This is a genomic window from Haloarcula terrestris, assembly GCF_031624315.1.
In the GTDB taxonomy this organism is placed as follows: Archaea; Halobacteriota; Halobacteria; order Halobacteriales; family Haloarculaceae; genus Haloarcula; species Haloarcula terrestris.
Genome location: NZ_JAMQOM010000007.1, coordinates 15,342 through 34,861 on the forward strand (window position 1 = coordinate 15,342; position 19,520 = coordinate 34,861).

Consider the following 19,520-nt stretch of genomic DNA (forward strand, 5'->3'; position numbering starts at 1 on the left):
TAGTTGTAGTAAACGTCACATAACAATGTACTCACAGAATTTCTTCTGACTCAAGCCATGTGTGTCAACCTATCAGATGGTAACATCCTCGTGACGGGTGGAGCCGGGTTTATAGGATCCTTCCTCACTGAACGATTGGTTTCGCTCGGTGCCGATGTCCGAGTCGCTGATAATTTTTCACGCGGCGATCTATCGAAGCTAGAGTCAGTTCGAGACAGCATCGAAGTACTGCCCGTCGATCTAACGACTCAAAAAGGATGTATCGAAGCAACTGATGGGATTGACTACGTGTTCCATCTGGCCGCGAGTGTCGGCGGCATCCACTACATCAAGAATGAGAACGTAGGGGGGCTTACGCCCAGTGTTCTGATGAATCAGCATATGCTTGAGGCGGCGCGTATCAACGATGTTGATCGGTTTCTGTTTGCCTCAAGTGCCTGTGTGTACAAACAACAGCACGACGACCTGAATCTCTTCTCCGAGGATCAGGCGATTCCCGCGGATCCACACAGCACCTATGGGTGGGCAAAACTACTGGGTGAGATTGCCTGTGAAGCATATCAGACGGATACAGATATCGCGACCAGCAGTGTCAGGATATTCAATTGCTTTGGCCCGCGGGAGAGTTTAGACCCGGAAAGCAGTCACGTGATTCCGTCACTCTGCCGAAAAGTTATCGAAGCCTCAGATGGCGATAAGATCGAGCTCTTCGGAGACGGCTCACAGCAGCGGGGATTCATCTACGTAACTGATCTCGTTGACGGGATGCTTGAAGCGTTTAGAAAAAAGGCCGACGGGGATCCGATTAACCTCGGCAACTCTACTGAAGTCGTGACGATCAGAGAGCTCGCCGAAATGATTATCGAGATCAGTGGGAAAGACCTCTCGCTGGAGTACGACCGCTCGAAACCGACAGGGACCGACAAGTACGCCTGTGATATGACAAAAATGGAGACGGAACTTGACTGGGAGCCCACGGTACAACTCAAAGATGGACTGCAACGGGTGTACAGATGGGCAGAAGTGGAACTGGAAGCCCGCCAGCCGGAGATCGCACCCAACCGAGGCAAGCTATGATTGATTGGAGTAAGGAACGCGTACTGGTCACTGGCGGTGCGTCATTTATTGGGAGCCACTTGGTGGAAGACCTCGTTGAGGAAGGGGCAACCGTCCGCGTGGCAGACGACTTTTCGAGTGGCGAGAGAGCGAATCTCGGCGCAGTCAGAGACCAGATTGAAGTGGCAGAAGGAAACCTGAAAAACGCTGAATTCGCGGACAGAGCCACACAGGACATCGATACTGTATTCCATCTCGCTGCAGATCACGGTGGTCGAGGGTACATTTCGAACTATCCGGCCAACTGTGCGACGAACATGGCCCTTGACAATATCGTCTACGAGTCCGCAGCGGAGAACGGAGTTGAGCGAATAACGTTTGCCTCCAGCGCATGCACGTACCCCACCGATATCCAGCAGAATCGTGAGCGATTGCAGGAAGACATGGTCAGTTTCGATGAACGGGGTGGCGCGTACGCCGACGAGGTGTATGGCTGGGCCAAGCTCATGGGTGAACGTTCCTTGCAGGCGTATCACGAACAGTACGATATTGATGCGAGTATCGTTCGGATATTCACCGCGTATGGCCCGCGCGAAAACGAGACACACGCGATAGTCGCGCTCATGGCGAAAGCGTACGCCAGACAAGACCCGTTCCGGATTTGGGGGGACGGGGAACAGACACGTAATTTCACCTACGTGAAAGACATCACGCGAGCACTTCGTTTAGCCGCCGAGAACATTACAGATGCGACACCGGTCAATGCGGGTATCAGCCGCTACGTCTCGATCAACGAGGTCGTTGCTGCAATCTTCAATCACCTTGACTGGGAACCGAGTGAAAGAGAGTACATGACAGACAAGCCCGTCGGCGTTCGTCACCGAGCTGCGGACACGACGCGTGCCGAGACTCTCCTCGGCTGGGAGCCCGAGTATACGCTCGAAGCGGGACTAGAGAACACCCTCGACTGGTACACAACGAACCGAGACCGGGAATACGTACGGGAAAACCTAGAGACTCTGCTTCACGAGAGATAATGTCTGGAGAGCACAAAGAGTACCTGCTGGTCACTGAGTACTTCCATCCGGACACCGCGTCGACTGGCCAACTGATGACAGACCTTGCCGTTGGCCTCCACGAACGCGGTCTGGATCTGTCGGTGTACACCGGGCAGCCGAACTACCACAGCGGAACGAACGAACGACAGCCGACCCATTCGACGCACGAGGGCGTCCCGGTCCGCCGTATCAGAGCCCCGCAGGTCCGGCAGTCGTCGATACTGCGTCGACTCATGAACTGGGCGCTGTTTACCACCTGGATGACAGTCCTGTTACTCTTTGAACGAGTCGACCGTGAGCGAGAACTGATTTTCGTCACTTGCCCACCGTTCATGTCCGCCGCGATGTGGTTCGTCTGCACCGTTAGAGGCTGGGAATACACCTACATCGCCTACGACTTGTATCCGGACGAACCGGTTGAGCTGGGCTATCTGGAAAAAAGTGGTGTCGTCCATCAGCTATGGGAAGTGTTCGATAGGAACGCATTCCAAAACGCAAAGCACGTCGTTGCGCTGGGTCCGGTGATGAAATCGCGTATCAGTGCGAAAGGGGGCCACTCGTTCGACACTGACAAGGTCAAAATCATACACAACTGGGAGGACGAGGAATTTATCACTCCAATGGCGAAGTCCGACAACTGGTTCAGTAAGGAACACGGATTAGACGACACGTTCACCGTTCTCTATTCAGGCAATATCGCGACGTTCCACGACCTGGAGACGCTGGTCAAAGCAGCTGCAGAACTTGACGACGCCGATATTCAGTTCCTCATCATCGGTGAAGGAGATAACAAAGAACGAATAATCGATCTCGCCGAAGAACTGGGCGTCCGCGGTGATACTGTCCGCTTCCTCCCGTATCAGCCCTGGGAGGACCTGCCGTACAGCCTCACTGCCGCCGACGTTTCGGTTGTCGCGGTGAAAGAGGGGTTCGAAGGTATCGTCGTCTCAAGCAAGCTATACACAGCGATGGCTGCCGGGCAGCCAGTGTTCGTGATTTCCCAGCCTAACGACGACGAGGCGCAACTCATCGAGCGGTTCGACGCGGGCACCAACGTCAAACAGGGGGCCGTAGAGGACGCTGCAACCGCGCTCGAACGCTGGCAACAGAACCCCGACCTCGTTGAGAGACAGGGACAAAACGCCAGAGAGGCGTTCGAGGCGAATTTTGTCAAAGAAATCGCTATCGACGAATACTATCAGATGCTTTCGGGGATAGAACAGATCCAGATGGAGGCTAATTAATGACAGGAGATACTGTCGATAACGTCCTCCTCATCACGTACGACTCGCTCCGCTACGACACCTGGAAACAGATGCAACCGTCACTCGTTTCGGGCCCGAAACTGGAACGGGCTGGCGTGAGCTTCGAGCAAGCGTTCGCAACCGGCCCGGGGACGACGCCGTCGTTCCCGGGGATGTTGTCCGGGACACTACCGTTGTCGTACGATGGACTCGGTCCGCTGACCGACAGTAGACCACGTGTCGCAATGGAACTCCGGAAACGAGGGTTCACAACGGCGGGGTTCCATAGTAATCCCTTCCTGTCGACACATTTCAATTACGATGTCGGGTTCGACGAGTTCAAAGATTACCAGAACCCGATGATGGGGGTCGCAACGAAGATATTCCCCCGCGGTATCGAAATAAACAACCCGAAACTCGAGCGGATCGACGACGCGATCAATCTGACTGGGTTACTGAAATCCGCGTATCGTCGTGTCAGTGGGAAAGCGCGACCATACGTCGGTGCCGACGTAATAACGGATGATGCCGTTGCCTGGCTCGAAGACACAGATAGTCCGTTCTTCTGTTGGGCCCACTACATGGACGTTCACCACCCCTGTTACCCACCGAGGGAATACAGGGAACGTTTCGGCGTCGAACACGTCGACGTGGAAACAGTCTCGGATCTGTACTCGATGTTGCTTGACGACTCCACAACTCTCTCGGACGAGCAGATTGACGAGATGCGTGCGCTGTACAGAGCAGCTATCGTCTACGTCGACAGCCAGATTGACCGGCTTGTCCAGACACTCAAATCTACCGGGAAGTTCGAGAACACGCTCGTGGTACTCACTTCCGACCACGGCGAGTTGTTCGGTGAATACGGGGAGTACGGAAAGCCGGAGCGGATGTACGACGAACTAGTGCAGGTCCCACTCGTCGTCGTGAACGGCCCCGCCGCAACCGAAAGCGCGTCAAGCGAACTGGTGAGTCTCCTTGATCTCCCGCCATTGTTCCATGAAGCGACCGGAGTAGCGGTACCCAGTGAGTACGAAGGGCAGTCACTCGCGGCAGAATCTCGGGAACACGTAGTCGCCGAACACGAGGTTCGAGGGAACTCGATTGTGGGCGTTCGGTCACAGGACTGGCTCTACGAGATAGACGAACTCCGTGATGAAACGCGTGTCACCGATATACCGTCGAATCGCCAGGTGGCGTCTCTGACACGGACTGAAGAAGAGGCGATTGCCGACATCAAGCGGATTGCGGAACAGCGGATCAACCATATCGGGTCGAGTGCCGAATCAATCGGTGAGCCACAACTGGATCACGACGTGGAAGCCAGACTCGAAGACCTCGGGTATCGCTAGCCAGATCGATGACCATTAAATCAGATCAAGCAAACCAACGGAGCACCTACTCGGAGACACAGGACAAGTTCCTTGTCACACCGGACAAAGACGTTGACCCGGTTCTAAGCGTTGTGATGCCGACGCTCAACGAAGAAGAGGGGATTGTAGAGTGTATCGACCGGATCAAAACAGCTATTGACGAGCTTTGCATTCCGACGGAGATCATTATAAGCGACAGTTCGACGGATTCGACACCGGAATTAGCTCGTGAACGTGGCGCAATCGTAGTGACACCTGATCGAGAGGGATACGGATACGCGTATCGCTATGCATTCAGTCAGGCCCGCGGCGAGTACATTGCGATGGGTGATGCGGATACAACATACGATTTTGAGCAACTTCCGCGGTTACTCAAACCGGTCCAGAACGGTGAGGCTGACATCTGCATGGGCAGTCGGTTAAACGGGGAAATCAGAGACGGTTCGATGCCCAAACTGCACCAGTACGTCGGGAATCCATTACTGACGCGGTTTCTGAACACGTTCTATGGCGCGGGCGTGAGCGATGCTCATAGTGGTTTCCGGGTATTCACAAAGGATGCGCTAGAGACTTTAGACTTAACCACAACCGGCATGGAGTTTGCAAGTGAGATGGTGATGAAGGCTGGAGCGAACGACCTCACAATTACAGAAGTCCCGATAATCTATCACGAGCGGGAAGGTGAGGAAACGCTAAATAGCTTCAGGGACGGCTGGCGACACGTTCGGTTTATGCTCGTGAATGCACCGGATTATCTGTTCTCGTATCCGGCTGTGGCACTGGTCTCACTCGGTGTCCTTGTGATGGCCCTCTCACTCGGTGGGATCACAGCGGGTGGCGTGAATTTTGGGCTCCAAACAATGGTCGGTGGATCACTGTTGTCGATTGTAGGCTATCAGATTTGGACCTTGGCACTGTTCACCTCAATTGCTGCAGACCCGATAAGAGAACCCAAAAGCGCACTTATCGGGACTGTTAGAGCTCGGTTCCAGCTAGAGACTGCCGCCTCAATCGGAGTTGTGATAACTGGAATCGGGATGCTATACGTCGCTGGTGTCTTCATCCAGTGGCTCATCGCTGGTGAAGCAGCACTACCAAGCGCTATGGCGACATTGCTAGCCTCGACTGGGATCGTCCTGGGGATTCAAACCATATTCGGGTCCTTCTTTATGAGTATGCTGGCTGAGCGTTCCAGTGGTAATTAAAACTCAATACGGGCTGGTGAAAGATGCGAATAGCCAACTAGATTCATTGAGGCGGTACGATATCTGTGGAATCGAGTATCAGTACAGTCGGACAGGTCGTGACCAACATCGGGATGATTTAGCCTCTCTGATGTATGCACTGGCAGGTTCGGATCGACGAACAGACGCTATAAGACAGCGGATATCAATTAGGCCGCATTGTGCTGCCGAGATAGATCTTACTAGAGAATCGTCTGTCTCAACTGAACAGGCGCTTCAGTCGAGCGACGAGGCTCTTTGAGCGGTCACCGCCGCGACGACGTTGCTGGTCAGCCCCGGTATCGGTGGAATCGGACCCACCGGATGCATCTTCGGTATCTGACGCGTCACCGTCAGCGGCTTCGATGGCGTCTTCGATCATCCCTTCGGCGTCGTTCACGGCGTCCTTGACGGTGCCCTTGATTAGCGGAATGTTGCTGAACCGGTCCTGGCTGACCGACGTATCCGAGGCGATGATGGCGGCGTCGGCGGACTCGATGTCCGCTTCGGAGAGTTCGTTCTCCGCGCCCATCGCGCCCTGGACTTCCACCTTGATGTCGTGGCCCAGTTCTTCGGCTGTCTGTTCGAGGTTCTCGGCTGCCATCTGACTGTGTGCGATCCCAGTCGGGCAGGAGGTGACTGCGACGAGTTTCATGTGTCTAGTGTGGTGTGAACGTCACTGCGCGTTGCGGCGAGTCGGGCGCGGTCGGCGCGCTCGCTCGCGGCGCTGTACTCGGTTTCGCTGATGGCCGTCTTGACTTCCGGAATCGTCACGGCGCTCATGCTGAGTTCATCCAGGCCGAGCCCGACGAGCAGTTCCGTCAGGTCGGGGTCGCCGGCCATCTCACCGCACATCCCGACCCAGGCGTCTTCAGCATGCGCCGCTGTGACCGTCCGATGGATTGCACGAAGGACACCCGGATGCGTCGGGTCGTGTAGGTCGCCGACGCGCTCGTTCTCGCGGTCAGCGGCCATGACGTACTGCGTGAGGTCGTTCGTTCCGATGGAGAGAAAGTCGACGCGTGCGGCGAGTTCTTCGGCCATGAACGCCGCGCTTGGCGTCTCTATCATGACGCCGACTTCGGGGTCAGCAGCCTCATCTTCACGGCCTTCGAGGTCTGCCGCCGCTGCGTCCAGCGCCGCAAGTGCGGCATCGAGTTCCTCGACTGTGGCGACCAGCGGGAACATGATGGCGAGGTCCCCGGCCCCATCCGCTGCAGCACGCAGGAGTGCACGGAGCTGTGTGGCAAACAGGTCCGAATCGGGGTCGAGCGAGCGACGGATGCCGCGCTCCCCGAGGAAAGGGTTTTCTTCTTCGGGCAGATCCAGGTAGGGGATGCGTTTGTCACCGCCGATATCCAGCGTCCGGACGACGACGCGTCCATCTGGGAAGGTATCGAGCGCCTCACGGACGGCCTCGTACTGCTCGTCTTCCGAGGGTGGTGCCTCACGGTCGAGAAAGAGGAACTCCGTCCGGTAGAGGCCAACGCCATCGGCTCCCCGGTCCGCTGCGGGCTCCAGTTCTGCCTGCCGGCCGACGTTCGCCGCCACCTCGACGTGTCGTCCGTCCGTGGTCTCAACGGATTCGTCGACGATGGCTGCTCCCGAGTCGCTCGCTGCGGCCGCCCGCTCGGCCTCGTCGGGACCGACCAGCAGGGTTCCATTGTCGCCGTCGATCACGACCGCTTGACCGCCCTCAACAGATTCGAGCGCGTCGCCGACGCCGACGACAGCCGGCAGGGCCAGCGAGCGGGCGAAGATCGCCGCATGGGATGTTCGTCCACCGGTGACCGTGGCGAACCCGGCCACCCGCTCTGGATCGAGTTGCGCCGTGTCGCTTGGTGTCAACCGCTCGGCGAGGACGACACTGCCCTCGGGGAGGTCGCTGAGGTCAACACGCTCACCGTCGGTCAGCAGACGGAGGAGTCGGTCACGCACGTCACGGAGGTCGTCCGCGCGCTCGGCCATTCGGCCGTCCATCCCCTCGAACTGCTCGATGTGTTCGCCGAAGGCGGCGTCGACGGCGTTCGGTGCGGGAAGACCCTCTCCGATCATCGTCTCGACGGCGTCCTCGATGGTCGGGTCTTCGAGGAACTGGATGTGTGCATCGAACACCGCGGCCTCGTCTTCCCCGACGCGTTCGGCAGTCGCCTCGCGCTCGGACTCCAGTTCGGCACGGGCGGTGTCGACGGCGTCGGCAAACCGCTGGGTCTCCGTCTCGGAATCGACTGCCACGTCATCTGGGTCCGGAAGCGTGATGTCTCGGCCGTACCAGACGACAGAGCCGACACCGGAGCGTGGCGTTGCGCCGGTACCGTGGAGCGTGCGTTCAGCCATCGTCAGTGTCTAGTTCCTCCTCCGGGGTCGTTAGTATTCGCTCCAGTTCATCAAGCACTGCCTCTGCGTCCGGACCGTCGGCGACCAGCTTGATGTCGTCGCCCTGTCCGACACCCAGGCTGGTCACGGCGATCATACTCGCCGCCTGGACCAGTTCTTCGTCCGGATGCCCGGCCGAGACCTCGGCGTCGTGGTCGTTGACGGCCTGGACGAACGCTGAGGCCGGCCGGGCGTGCAGGCCCGCCTCCGGAACAATCGTCACCGTGCGCTCGACCGTCATGCGATGGCCTCCCGAAGCACGTTCTGAACAGTCGCTTCGTCCTCGGCCTCATGGAGTCGGTCTCGAACGTCGTCGTGCATCAGTGCCCGTGAGAGGGAACTGAGGATGTTGAGATGCTCCTCGCCACCGGCTTCCGGGACGAGAATCATGAAGATGAGCGTCGCCGGCTCGCCGTCCATCGAACCGAAGTCGACGCCCGCTTCGGAACGGACGAACGCGAGCGACGGGCGGCTCACGGCGTCGGTCTTCGCGTGCGGGATGCCGATGCCCATCCCGACGCCCGTCGTGGTCTCGGATTCGCGTTCCAGCAGTGCGTCGAGTGCTTGCTCGCGGTCCTCAACCCTGTCGCCCTCGACCAGCAGGTCCAGCAAATACTCGATACAGGCTTCCTTCTCGGCGGGTGGTTCAGACAGCGAGATGTGGTTCGCCGGGATCAGTTCGTCGATATCGTCCTCAGAGATTGCGTCTGTCATTGGTGTAACTGTGGTTAGTCGTTGGTCGGTTGCGCGCCGCTCGTCTCTGCGCCAGTGTCGACGCGGTCTTCGAAGTCCGGCTTGATGACCGTCGCGATGACAGCTGTCACAAGGGAACCGAGCAGGATGCTGCCCAGGAATCCAAGCGGCTGATTCGACAGCGGGACGACGAAGATACCGCCGTGGGGTGCGGGCATCGTGACGCCGAGGGCCATCGAGGTCGCACCGCCGACGGCGCTACCGGCGACGATAGCTGGAATCACACGGAGCGGGTCCGCGGCCGCGTACGGAATCGCACCCTCGGTGATGAACGACAGGCCGAGTACGACGCCGCTTTTCCCGTTCTCGTACATCTCGGCGGCGTACTTGTGCGGGGCGATGAAGTTCGAGAGTGCGAGGCCGATTGGCGGGATCATACCGCCGATCATCACCGCGGCCATGGGTGCGTAGATCTCCTCCGTGATCAGCCCGGTCGCGAACACGTAGGCGACCTTGTTGACCGGACCGCCCATGTCGAAGGCCATCATCCCACCGAGGATGAGGCCGACGACGATAGCCTGACCGCCCTGCATCGACTGCAGGAACGAGGTCAGCCCCTCGTTAGCGAGTGCGACTGGGACGCCCAGCACGAACAGCATGATGGGGGTCAAGACGGCCATCGTCGCGACGGGGATGAGCAACACCGGCATCATCGGCTGGATGAACTCCGGCACGTCCAGCCCCTTGAAGAAGCGCGCGACGTACCCCGCAAGCAGCCCAGCTACGATTGCGCCGAGGTAGCCGGCACCAGCCTGGCCGCCGGAGATGCCGATCACCGTCGCCGCTTCGGCGACGACGGTGCCCTGCTGCAGGATGTACGCCAGCAGGAATCCCGGAGCGAGTCCCGGACGGTCAGCGATGGCGTACGCGATGTACCCGCCGAGGATAGGCACCATGATCGTTAGCCCAGCGGTGCCGATCTGTGCGAGGAACCAGCCTGCCGACCCGGTGTTGTCGAACACCGTCTGCGTGTCCCCGACCGCGTACGCGACGGCGAGGAAAATCCCGCCGATAGTCACGAAGGGGATCATGAACGATACGCCCGTCATCAGGTCCTCCTTGACGGAGGTCACGTGAGAGCGAAGCATGCTCTCGGCTCGGTTTTGATCTGCCATGGTCAACGACAGTGTCAGCTACGCTCATGGATTTATATAAAGATACACGTTTGAGCATGTTATTTATCGATATTGAGTGGTATATGGATTTGGCCGATTGTTTTTGCACGGAACTAGCTCCGTGCGTTCCCTGAAATAACAGACATAGGTTTGTTAGTTACCGATAGCTAATGTAGTGCTGCTCCGATTGGACGAGGCCGCACGCGCCACAGTATTTATCCCCGTGACTCGCTCATATCCGGTTATGGGTTCTCTATCGGTACCCGGGGAGGCGGCCACGTTCGCCGTCGAGAAGATCGGGGGGATCGACGAAACGACAGTCGATATCCCGCCAGGGGTGACTGTGCTTCGGGGCCGAAACGCGACCAATCGGACATCGTTTCTCCAGGCGGTGATGGCAGCACACGGGAGTGAGTGGGCGAGTGTCAAGGGTGACGCCGACCAGGGCCGGGTCAAACTCTCGCTGGATGGCGAAACGTACACACGAACGATGACGAGAACAGGTGACGGTGTCGTCGGGTCGGGTCCCGGACTCCTCGCTGACCCAACAGTTGCGGATCTGTTCGCGTTCCTGCTCGAAGACAACGAAGCCCGGCGGGCCGTCGAACGGGGTGACGACCTCCGGGAGCTAATCATGCGGCCGGTCGACGTGGCGTCGATCCAGCGCCAGATACGGACGGCCGAACAGCGCAAACAGGAGATCGACACGGAACTCGACCGCATCGCATCGCTCAAGCGAGAGCTCCCCGACCTCGAACGTCAGCGAGCGGACCTCCGCGAAGAGATAACTGAGATACGAGCTGATCTGCAGGAGGTCGAACAGCGCATCGACGACCGGAATATCGATATCGAGACGACACAGGCAAACCGGGACGAGCTTGAAACCGCCCTCGACGAACTCCAGGCCACTCGGGCCGAACTCAAACGCGTCCGCAACGACATCCAGTCGGAACAGGAAAGCATCACAGCGCTACGTGACGAGCGCGGGAGCCTCGCAGTCGAACGGTCTGGTCTCCCGGAATCGCCCAGCGAACGACTCAGAACACTCGAATCGGATATCGAGCGCCTCCGCGAGCGGAAGCGAGAACGGACGGAGTACACGACGCGACTGGAGAACGTCATCGGCTTCAACGAAGAACTGCTGTCCGGAGAACACCGGGAGATAACTGAGGCCGTCGACGCAAAGCCCGAAAGCGTCGGCGACATCACCGACCAGCTCTATCAGGGCTCCAAAACGACCTGCTGGACCTGTGGCTCGCGGGTAAAGGCGGAGCGCATCGAATCGACACTCCAGAGCATGCGTGACCACCTCCAGGAGACGATTTCGGAGATCGACGACATCGAGGACGAGCTCACGGAGTTGACAGACCAGCGGGAGGATATTCAGGAGACGGTCACGCGAAAGCAGGAACTCACGGAAACGATCGACGAAGTCGACGCCGAGATCGAGCGCCGACAGTCGTCTGTCATCGACCTTCGTGAGCGACGGGACAACCTCTCTGCCCGGGTCGAAGAGCTGGAAGCGCGGGTGTCTGAACTCCGGACTGCGGAGTTCGACGAAGTGCTCGACCTCCATACTGAAGCGAACGAGCTAGAACTGCAACTGGACCGGCTCGAATCGGAGCGGGACGAAATAACTGAGGAGATCACCGATCTCGAGTCCGAGATCCGCCGAGACGACGAACTGGCATCCCAGCGGGAGGAGGTGGTCGACGAGCTGATAGAGCTCCGGTCGCGTATCGACCGGCTCGAAGCCGAAGCGACCGACCAGTTCAACGAGAAGATGGACGATCTCCTCGAGATTCTCGGCTATGGCAACATCGAACGGATCTGGCTCGAGCGGACAGACACGCCTGACGGTCAGGCCCGTGACGACGACGGCGGGATCACAGGGTCGACGTTCACCCTCCACGTCGTCAGGAGCACCGAGGGCGGAACCGTGTACGAGGACACGGTCACCCATCTGAGCGAGAGCGAACGCGAAGTGACCGGACTGGTGTTTGCCCTCGCCGGCTACCTCGTCCACGACGTGTACGACGAAGTGCCGTTCATGCTGCTTGACTCACTCGAAGCGATTGACTCGGAGCGGATCGCCTCACTCATTGAGTACTTTGCGGAGTACCCCACCTATCTCGTCGTCGCGTTGCTCCCCGAGGACGCGCAGACGCTTCCTGACAGCTACAACCGAATTACCGACATCTGACCGATCAGTGTGTGTTCTTCACCCTCCAACTGTCAGATACACCCTCTCGCTTACTGGCAGTTGCAGCCGCCGCGGCTGAGGAGATCGCTGATACTGTAGCGGGTCCCACAGTCCTGACAGCGAATATCGATGCTCACGAACACACGGTACTCGCCGACCGTGAGTTTGTCACCGGAGTTCAGTCGATCAACCGTATCTCGGACGACTGTCTCGACGCGACTGCGCAGTCGGTCGATAGTGTCCTGTTCCCGCTCGACCTGTTCGGTGTCGGGTTCAGACTCGTAGCGCACACCGCGAACCTCCCGCAGGTAGTAGCGAATCGCCTGATACGTGACGAACTCCTGTTCGAGCCCGTCGACATCGATACCGGCTCGTTCGAGTCGGTTTCGGGCTTCGATTCGTTTGCCCGCGCTCACGTCCTCAGCCGTCAACAGCCGATAGAAGTTCGCCGGTTCGCCATCGATCACGTCCATCCCCGCGTCACGGATTGCAGCGACGAGCAGCGCCCGGTTGAACCGGTCGGCGAGGTCACGGAGGCTCTGTCGTTCCCGGTTTTCTCCGAGCCAGGCCTGTTCCAGTTCCGCACCCATCGATTCCAGTTCGTACGTTTCGATTAACTGTGCGACTTTCGACTGCTCGGACCTCATTACCGCCAGAACGTGTTGAAATGCTTTAGCCGTTGTGCTGGGGTATCGGCAGGACGCCGATACTGCTCAGATCAACCACGAAGATTTTATGCCTGACATTGGAAGCGTGTCATTGCACGATGGTCCCCTCCACACGACGTGCCCTCCTCTACGGCGCTTGCGGGCTAGCCACAACAATAGCCGGCTGTAGTGGGCTCTTCGAAAGTAGCACCGAATCGACGCGCACCGCAGCCGGAGACGACGGCTCGACCGCTCCGGTGACTGGCACGGAAACCGATCCGGCTGCGATCGTCACACGCGCTGACACCGACCGGCAGCCAGTCTGGGTCGAAGACGACGGCCGTCCGACCGAAAGCCACTACTCGGATCGCCTGGAGTCTGAAGTCATCGACTCGGCGTCGAAAGCTGATCGGATCACGGTCACCGATGACGTGGACCGGTCGCCAATCGATGCGTTCCTGAACGAGACCGATTTCGAAACGGAAACAGTCTATCTCCAGCGTGTGCTGGTCGAAGAGTGTTTTCGACTGACGCTCTGTCAGATCAGCTGGACGACGGATCAGATCTCGACCGACTACGGCCGGGTGACCCGTCCCTACACCGACCTCTGTACGGACGGGAACACCGTGTATGCCGTGTGGTTCATCCGTATTCCCGAGCCGATCAACGCCGATGAGATCTCCAGCTACTCCTCCTCCATTAGTGGGAGCGCCTGTGATAGTAGAGTCGCCCGCGCCGACAGCGAGGGTGGGAGCATGTCGGCGTCGGCCGAAGAGAATCAGACGAAGACAGACACAGCGGTGCCTGAAACAGGCGGTGAGGGAGAGTGACGGACAAGCAGTCCGAAACCGGAAACAGCGGCGTTCGGATGACCCGGCGTGGCGTGCTCGCGGTAGCCGGGACCGGTGCCATCGCCGGCTGTAGTGGCCTGGACAGCCTGGGTAGCTCTGATGAGGCAACCATCGATACCTACAATCTGCCCGATATTGAGAACGAAGACGAGCGAGAACCTCCGGTACCCCCGACAGTCCCGGTTGATATCGCAGCGAGTCACTTCGATACCACACGGGAACGGGTTCGCTCGCTGCTGGCGACACTTCCGACACCCCTGGGAGCCGACGAGATTCCGAACGGTCACATTCGCCAGCGCCTGACAGACGCCGCCAGCGATGCATCGGGCGGCCTCGACAATGCACGGACGGCCCGAACCGGACTAGTGGCGCTCCGGTCGCTGCGAAGGGCACGCGAACGTGCCCGGTATGCCGCTGCGGGATGGGGCGTCGTCGACCGCGGACTTTCGGCTGCGGAACTTCGAGATGAACACGCCCGGACAGTGTCGGCTGCCCGGTCAGCACGGAAGGAACACGAATACCTCGGTTCGGACCCGGTTCGCGCGGCACTGGTCCACGCCCGTATCGAGGCGGAATTGGAACGGGCCGGTGAGACGGAGGTCACGCCCAGAGAAGAGTCGGAGCTGCTGTCAGTCGCCGAATGGGGTGAGACGGCCGAGTCCGCACAGGCGCATCTCAGCGACGCCCAGCACATCCAATCGCAGTTCGCAGCATCGCTTCCAGCCGACGCCGGGACAGTCGCACCGGTGTTGACCGACGCCGCGGAGACGCTACTCGCGGATGTCCGCGACAGGCAGGCGAAGCTGCCGCCGGAATCGACTGCCGACGACCGGACGCCGGCGCGGATTGTTTTTGCGGACCTTCGTCGGGAGGCCGAAGATGGTGTCAGCCGAATTTCAGACGCTATCGGGCCGGCGAGTGCCGTTGTCGATGCGCACAACCGACTCGCCCGGTTCCGAGCGCTGGATCGCATCCAAGAGCGCCGAAAAGCGGGGGAACTCATTCGTCCAGCGGACGCAAGATCGGTTCGTAACAGCCGACAGACTGCCTACGATGCACTCACGGGGACGCTCGAATCGAGTCCGCATCCGGAGCTGGTCCGAACCGTTCTCGTCGACGCCGGCTACCAGGTCATGGCCGCCGACCGTGAGCTCACCCGTCACCGGGGAGAGATTCCGGCCGCAAATCTCGACAGCAGCATCGCGGGATACTGGCATGCGACAGCACTCGCCCGCGCAGCACCGGCAGCGGCAGAACAAACCGTTTCGACGCTGCAACCGGATTGACCTGCCCCTCGTCTCGCGGACAGCGACTTCCTGGCGGGCCGCTGTGGCTGACAGCAATCATAGCAACGGTGGCACTGTCTTGTCTTAAAGTACGTTCGAGCGAGCGCCGCACTGCCCCGTATTGAATCCGTCCCCACTGTTCACCGGCCCTGAAAGGTTCTGTGCGACTAATGTTGGTACTATTGTTATTTATGCGACGGTAGACTGAGAGCGCCGACGACTGTCTGCTGGCAGAACGGGGGCAAGGCCGGAGTATCAGTCAGGCAGATTCGGCAATAATACCCGATAGAGAGGATAAACAATGAGTTCTGACTTCTGAAAGAAATCGTATTCCGTCAAATATATCGTTACTTCTTCAGGAAATCAGACATATTTAGTCCCACCTGGCAATAATCTTGTAGGTAAACAGAGCTTTTTAAAGGATGAGGCTATCGTAGCCGCGTGCACATACTGGCGGGGGTAGCGGGTTTAAACGAACCCACCCGCTACCGTGTAATATGAATCTCGTGCGCAAGCTGTGGCACCGCTATCGATCCGTCCCGCTGATCTGGCGCATCTTCGTCGCCTTCCTCCTGGGAGCAGGTGCCGGGATCGCGTTCGGCGACCAGATGGCAGTGGTCAGACCGGTGGGCGATCTCTTCCTTCGCCTGCTCAACATGCTGGTCATCCCGATCATCGTCTTCACGCTGCTTACCGGGATTCGGCAGCTCTCCCCGGCGAAGCTCGGAAAGATCGGTGGCGCCACAGTCGGTCTGTACGCCCTGACGACCACCATCGCGGGGATTATCGGCCTCGCAGTTGCGAACGTGCTCCAGCCGGGCCGAGGGCTCGAGTTCGACGGCGGTGAAGCGCAATCGCAGGCCCCGCCGTCGTTACTGGAGGTCGTGCTCGGGATCGTCCCGAACAATCCCGTCGCGGCGCTGGCGGAGGGGAACCTGCTGGCGACGGTCTTTTTCGTCATCGTGTTCGGAATCGCGCTCACCTACGTCCGCTCCCAGCAGGAAGCGCTCGCTGAGACCGTCGATTCAGTGTTTGCGGCCTTCGAAGTCGGCGCTGAGGCGATGTTCGTCATCGTTCGTGGCGTCCTCGAATTCGGAGTCCTCGGCGTATTCGCGCTGATGGCGTCGGGAATCGGGACCGAAGGCATCGGGCTGTTCTCGTCGCTGGGCGAACTCGTGCTGGCGGTCACTGTCGCAATCGGGATCCACATTGTCGTTACCTATCTCATTCTCTTGATGGGAGTTGTCGTCGACGTGTCGCCGATTGCGTTCCTCAGCGGCGCGAAGGATGCGATGGTGACCGCGTTCGCCACTCGCTCGTCCAGCGGGACTCTCCCCGTCACGATGCGCAACGCGGACGAGGACCTGCAGATCGCCGAGCGGGTGTATTCGTTCACGCTCCCGGTCGGTGCAACGGCGAACATGGACGGGGCCGCGATCCGCCAGGCGATCACCGTCATGTTCGCTGCGAACGTCGTCGGCCAGCCCCTCGTGTTCACCGAACAGGTCTTCGTGTTGATCGTGGCCGTCCTCATCAGTATCGGTACCGCAGGCGTTCCGGGGGCCGGGATCGTCATGCTCACCGTGATTCTCACGCAGGTGGGGCTCCCGCTGGAAGTGGTTGGCTTCGTTGCCGGCGTCGATCCCATCCTCGGGCGGATCGCAACGATGAACAACGTCACCGGCGACCTCGCCGTCTCGACCGTCGTCGGGAAGTGGAACGACGGGCTCGACCTCAACGGAGGTGTCTGGTCGCGGAACACTCCCGGAGCCGGTGACGTTGTTCCAGGAGACGACTAAGGAGGTCGGCTACATCCGCACAGGCGACGCCGGCCACAACACCGCCGTCTATCGAAGTGAGGCTTTGTCTTTGAGTGGGGCTGTGGTGACAATATGACAACCTATAATCATATATGGCTGTGATACCCGAACGCCAGCGATACCACCTGGGAAAACCACACGCAGGTTGTCGGTGGGAATACTGGGACAGTTATTATTGTAAATGCCAGAGCGGACGATGGGGTTCGTGCCCTGCGCCGGCACAGCACTACGGCCGGCCGGAGACAGACGAAACAGTGCTTCGGACCCCGGACGCCGGTCCGAAATAGATCCCGAAGCGAGGCGCAGACGACAACTAATCTGATACATCTGGGACCAAAGTATCCAAGATATCGCTATATTTCTCGAATTTTAGATGGGAAATATCTCGATAATAACACTATATCACAATTTATAGTATTATATTATAGCTTTGATATAATATAGCGGTCAAAGAAATAGAAATAGCTGATTTTAGAACCAGATACTGTCAGTTTAGCGTCAGTTACCTTCGATAGGCGGTCCGGTTGTGCGGTCTTCGATAGCGTCGAGCAGGTCCACAAGCGACTCTGTCGCCAGTTCCAGCAGTTCTTCCCCGCGTTCAGCGCTCCCTCCACGCGGGTCGCCGACGACGCCGTTTTCCGTGAACTCATCCGAATCGAACGCGAGATTGACACCGCTTTGCCACTCCCCCCAGCCGTCGCTGCCACCGGCTGCTGCCTCGTCTAATCGGTCCTCGTGGACTGTCTCGGGATTCGTGTGCTGGAGCAACGACGTTTCCAGTGGCCCACCGTGTCCCATGTCAGAACCGTGGTCGCTGACCGCATTGAACCACGTAAACGGGACCGCGAAGGCGTCGTCGTGTCGGGTTATCGTGCCAGCCACTTCACGCAACGCGTCGATGTTTCCGCCGTGGCCGTTGACCAGCACCACGTGATCCCACCCGTGGCTGGCGAGACTCTGAACGATGTCCCGGACGTAGGACCGGAACGTCGATTCGGAGGTCCACAGCGTCCCGGTGAACGCTCGATGCTCCTCGGCGACGCCAACTGGGACCGCCGGTGCGACAACGACGGGATCGTCGTACCGGTCGGCACCGTGTTCGGCGACCGCCTCGGCGTCGAGGGTGTCCGTCCCGAGCGGTGCATGTGGCCCGTGTTGCTCCGTACTCCCCACGGGAAGAAGCGCCAAGTTCGTCTCGACATCCGCCATATCGGTCCAGGTCTCCGTTTGTAGCTCCATATTGCAATTTCTGTACGTGGCCGAAATAAAGCCCCATTTTCTCATCGGGTTCCACAGGCGAGTTGTCGGCAAGCGTACCCAGTCGGCAGCCGGACGCGCTTTTAATATTCGGCAATACGTGCCTTGTGATAGAATGGTAACAGATGGCGCGGAGTCGATTCCGATGACGGTCATCAGCGGGCCACTCGGTGCAGGGAAGACAACGCTGGTCAACCGATTGTTGAGCGATCCCGGAGATCGGCGAATCGCTGTCGTCGTCAACGACATGGGGGAGATAAACGTCGACGCCGAACTCATCTCGGAGGAGGCGGATTCGGGAGAAGAAGGCGTCGTAGACCTCTCGAACGGGTGTATCTGTTGTCGGCTTCAGGACGACCTCGTCACCGAGGTAACCCGACTCGCCGAGGAACGGACGTTCGATTACCTCGTCGTCGAAGCCTCCGGAATCAGCGAACCGATCCCCATCGCCCGGACGTTGACAGTCGGTCCGGACGGAGGCGACCCGCCCGAAGGGTTCCATCTGGATACGACGGTCTCGGTCGTCGACGCGTATGGGTTCTGGAAAGCGTTCGATCCCGAGGAGTCTCTCCCGGACGCTGCGCCCGATCCAGAGCGGCCGCTCACCGAGGTACTGGTCGATCAGATCGAGTTCTGCGATGTCCTTCTGCTGAACAAGTGTGATATGGTCCCCGACGATGCCCTCGACTCTGTGGAGGCCTCGGTCAGACGGCTCCAGCCCCGGGCGACCATCCATCGAACGACCTACAGCGAAGTCGACCCTGGCGACGTACTCGGGACCGGGCGGTTCGATTTCGAGGCCGCCCGACGACAGCAAGGGTGGAAACAGGCCTTAGCCGGAGCAGAAGCGGGCGACGACCACGGTAGCCACGACCATGACCACGACGGCGAGACATCGGCCGCAGCGGCCCACGGCGTGGAGTCGTTTATTTACCGGCGAGACATGCCGTTTCACCCCGGCCGGTTCGACGACTGGCTCGACGACTGGGACGGCGCTATCGTCCGCGCCAAGGGGTTTGCGTGGGTTGCCAGCAGGCCCGAGACAGTGCTTGGCGTGAGTCAGGCCGGCCCGGCAGTACAGGCCGGCCCCATCGGCGAGTGGGGCGACGACGAGCCCTCCACCCGCCTTGTCTTCATCGGACAGGAGATGGACGAAGACGCCATCGTCGCCGAACTCGATGGCTGTCTGGCCACGGACGACGAGCGAAGCCAGACGTTCGAGAACGACCCGTTTCCGCGGGACCGCTGACCTGCAGCA

The 19,520-nt window shown here is 59.3% G+C and carries 17 protein-coding genes; 10 read left to right on the forward strand and 7 right to left on the reverse strand.

The genetic code is table 11. From position 1 onward, the window contains the following. Window positions 1-57 precede the first annotated feature (57 nt). From NDI54_RS15390 to NDI54_RS15410, 5 genes are read left to right on the forward strand one after another with little or no spacing between them, the layout of a single operon-like run. Window positions 58-1,077 carry an NAD-dependent epimerase/dehydratase family protein gene (locus NDI54_RS15390; RefSeq protein ID WP_310897323.1) on the forward strand — a complete coding sequence of 340 codons (1,020 nt, stop codon included), beginning with the start codon at window positions 58-60 and terminating at the stop codon, window positions 1,075-1,077. Next, window positions 1,074-2,093, forward strand: a complete 1,020-nt coding sequence (locus NDI54_RS15395) for an NAD-dependent epimerase/dehydratase family protein (RefSeq protein ID WP_310897324.1) — start codon at window positions 1,074-1,076, stop codon at window positions 2,091-2,093. Before NDI54_RS15390 ends, NDI54_RS15395 begins: the two co-directional genes overlap by 4 nt. Next, the gene (locus NDI54_RS15400; protein ID WP_310897325.1) at window positions 2,093-3,358 is read left to right on the forward strand and encodes a glycosyltransferase family 4 protein; all 1,266 of its coding nucleotides are present in this window, start codon (window positions 2,093-2,095) and stop codon (window positions 3,356-3,358) included. The genes NDI54_RS15395 and NDI54_RS15400 overlap by 1 nt, the downstream gene beginning before the upstream one ends. Further along, window positions 3,358-4,710, forward strand: a complete 1,353-nt coding sequence (locus tag NDI54_RS15405; protein WP_310897326.1) for a sulfatase — start codon at window positions 3,358-3,360, stop codon at window positions 4,708-4,710. The genes NDI54_RS15400 and NDI54_RS15405 overlap by 1 nt, the downstream gene beginning before the upstream one ends. Before the next feature lie 8 nt (window positions 4,711-4,718). Beyond that, a complete protein-coding gene (locus NDI54_RS15410) occupies window positions 4,719-5,936 on the forward strand; it encodes a glycosyltransferase family 2 protein (RefSeq protein WP_310897327.1) in 1,218 nt (405 codons plus the stop codon). Window positions 5,937-6,174: 238 nt separating this feature from the next. Here NDI54_RS15410 and NDI54_RS15415 read toward each other — a convergent pair whose 3' ends face one another. The 5 genes from NDI54_RS15415 to NDI54_RS15435 are packed head-to-tail and all read right to left on the reverse strand — an operon-like array spanning window position 6,175 to window position 10,198. After that, window positions 6,175-6,609, reverse strand: coding sequence for a PTS fructose transporter subunit IIB (locus NDI54_RS15415; protein WP_310897328.1), 435 nt, complete (start codon window positions 6,607-6,609; stop codon window positions 6,175-6,177). Continuing rightward, a complete protein-coding gene (ptsP, locus tag NDI54_RS15420; RefSeq protein ID WP_310897329.1) occupies window positions 6,606-8,291 on the reverse strand; it encodes a phosphoenolpyruvate--protein phosphotransferase in 1,686 nt (561 codons plus the stop codon). Before ptsP ends, NDI54_RS15415 begins: the two co-directional genes overlap by 4 nt. Further along, entirely contained in the window at window positions 8,284-8,571 is a 288-nt protein-coding gene (locus NDI54_RS15425) for an HPr family phosphocarrier protein (RefSeq protein WP_310897330.1), read from the reverse strand. Before NDI54_RS15425 ends, ptsP begins: the two co-directional genes overlap by 8 nt. Then, the gene (locus NDI54_RS15430) at window positions 8,568-9,044 is read right to left on the reverse strand and encodes a PTS sugar transporter subunit IIA (protein WP_310897331.1); all 477 of its coding nucleotides are present in this window, start codon (window positions 9,042-9,044) and stop codon (window positions 8,568-8,570) included. Before NDI54_RS15430 ends, NDI54_RS15425 begins: the two co-directional genes overlap by 4 nt. A gap of 14 nt (window positions 9,045-9,058) precedes the next feature. Further along, entirely contained in the window at window positions 9,059-10,198 is a 1,140-nt protein-coding gene (locus NDI54_RS15435; protein ID WP_310897332.1) for a PTS fructose transporter subunit IIC, read from the reverse strand. 244 nt (window positions 10,199-10,442) lie between these two features. Here NDI54_RS15435 and NDI54_RS15440 point away from each other — a divergent pair, with 244 nt between their 5' ends. After that, on the forward strand, window positions 10,443-12,401 hold the full coding sequence (locus NDI54_RS15440; RefSeq protein WP_310897333.1) for an archaea-specific SMC-related protein: 1,959 nt from the start codon (window positions 10,443-10,445) through the stop codon (window positions 12,399-12,401). A 50-nt stretch (window positions 12,402-12,451) separates the two neighbouring features. Here NDI54_RS15440 and rdfA read toward each other — a convergent pair whose 3' ends face one another. After that, window positions 12,452-13,048: a rod-determining factor RdfA gene (rdfA, locus tag NDI54_RS15445; RefSeq protein WP_310897334.1), complete on the reverse strand. Its 597-nt coding sequence runs from the start codon at window positions 13,046-13,048 to the stop codon at window positions 12,452-12,454. Between the two features lie 119 nt (window positions 13,049-13,167). Between rdfA and NDI54_RS15450 the strand changes: the two genes are divergently transcribed. The 3 genes from NDI54_RS15450 to NDI54_RS15460 all read left to right on the forward strand — a co-directional run bounded on the left by NDI54_RS15450 (window position 13,168) and on the right by NDI54_RS15460 (window position 16,984). Then, window positions 13,168-13,878 carry a hypothetical protein gene (locus NDI54_RS15450; protein ID WP_310897335.1) on the forward strand — a complete coding sequence of 237 codons (711 nt, stop codon included), beginning with the start codon at window positions 13,168-13,170 and terminating at the stop codon, window positions 13,876-13,878. After that, the gene (locus NDI54_RS15455) at window positions 13,875-15,185 is read left to right on the forward strand and encodes a hypothetical protein (RefSeq protein ID WP_310897336.1); all 1,311 of its coding nucleotides are present in this window, start codon (window positions 13,875-13,877) and stop codon (window positions 15,183-15,185) included. Before NDI54_RS15450 ends, NDI54_RS15455 begins: the two co-directional genes overlap by 4 nt. A 497-nt stretch (window positions 15,186-15,682) precedes the next feature. Further along, entirely contained in the window at window positions 15,683-16,984 is a 1,302-nt protein-coding gene (locus NDI54_RS15460) for a dicarboxylate/amino acid:cation symporter (protein WP_310897337.1), read from the forward strand. A 519-nt stretch (window positions 16,985-17,503) separates the two neighbouring features. On the opposite strand, the gene NDI54_RS15465 is transcribed toward NDI54_RS15460, so the two are convergent. Then, on the reverse strand, window positions 17,504-18,244 hold the full coding sequence (locus NDI54_RS15465) for a creatininase family protein (protein ID WP_310897338.1): 741 nt from the start codon (window positions 18,242-18,244) through the stop codon (window positions 17,504-17,506). Window positions 18,245-18,377: 133 nt separating this feature from the next. Here NDI54_RS15465 and NDI54_RS15470 point away from each other — a divergent pair, with 133 nt between their 5' ends. After that, the gene (locus tag NDI54_RS15470) at window positions 18,378-19,511 is read left to right on the forward strand and encodes a CobW family GTP-binding protein (RefSeq protein WP_310897339.1); all 1,134 of its coding nucleotides are present in this window, start codon (window positions 18,378-18,380) and stop codon (window positions 19,509-19,511) included. Window positions 19,512-19,520: the final 9 nt, after the last annotated feature.

What these genes read in the sequence shown, in the direction of transcription:
- NDI54_RS15390 (WP_310897323.1), top strand. Translation starts at nt 58, where the DNA reads ATGTGTGTCAACCTATCAGATGGTAACATCCTCGTGACGGGTGGAGCC.
- NDI54_RS15395 (WP_310897324.1), top strand. Translation starts at nt 1,074, where the DNA reads ATGATTGATTGGAGTAAGGAACGCGTACTGGTCACTGGCGGTGCGTCA.
- NDI54_RS15400 (WP_310897325.1), top strand. Translation starts at nt 2,093, where the DNA reads ATGTCTGGAGAGCACAAAGAGTACCTGCTGGTCACTGAGTACTTCCAT.
- NDI54_RS15405 (WP_310897326.1), top strand. Translation starts at nt 3,358, where the DNA reads ATGACAGGAGATACTGTCGATAACGTCCTCCTCATCACGTACGACTCG.
- NDI54_RS15410 (WP_310897327.1), top strand. Translation starts at nt 4,719, where the DNA reads ATGACCATTAAATCAGATCAAGCAAACCAACGGAGCACCTACTCGGAG.
- NDI54_RS15415 (WP_310897328.1), bottom strand. Translation starts at nt 6,609, where the DNA reads ATGAAACTCGTCGCAGTCACCTCCTGCCCGACTGGGATCGCACACAGT.
- ptsP (WP_310897329.1), bottom strand. Translation starts at nt 8,291, where the DNA reads ATGGCTGAACGCACGCTCCACGGTACCGGCGCAACGCCACGCTCCGGT.
- NDI54_RS15425 (WP_310897330.1), bottom strand. Translation starts at nt 8,571, where the DNA reads ATGACGGTCGAGCGCACGGTGACGATTGTTCCGGAGGCGGGCCTGCAC.
- NDI54_RS15430 (WP_310897331.1), bottom strand. Translation starts at nt 9,044, where the DNA reads ATGACAGACGCAATCTCTGAGGACGATATCGACGAACTGATCCCGGCG.
- NDI54_RS15435 (WP_310897332.1), bottom strand. Translation starts at nt 10,198, where the DNA reads ATGGCAGATCAAAACCGAGCCGAGAGCATGCTTCGCTCTCACGTGACC.
- NDI54_RS15440 (WP_310897333.1), top strand. Translation starts at nt 10,443, where the DNA reads ATGGGTTCTCTATCGGTACCCGGGGAGGCGGCCACGTTCGCCGTCGAG.
- rdfA (WP_310897334.1), bottom strand. Translation starts at nt 13,048, where the DNA reads ATGAGGTCCGAGCAGTCGAAAGTCGCACAGTTAATCGAAACGTACGAA.
- NDI54_RS15450 (WP_310897335.1), top strand. Translation starts at nt 13,168, where the DNA reads ATGGTCCCCTCCACACGACGTGCCCTCCTCTACGGCGCTTGCGGGCTA.
- NDI54_RS15460 (WP_310897337.1), top strand. Translation starts at nt 15,683, where the DNA reads ATGAATCTCGTGCGCAAGCTGTGGCACCGCTATCGATCCGTCCCGCTG.
- NDI54_RS15465 (WP_310897338.1), bottom strand. Translation starts at nt 18,244, where the DNA reads ATGGAGCTACAAACGGAGACCTGGACCGATATGGCGGATGTCGAGACG.
- NDI54_RS15470 (WP_310897339.1), top strand. Translation starts at nt 18,378, where the DNA reads ATGGTAACAGATGGCGCGGAGTCGATTCCGATGACGGTCATCAGCGGG.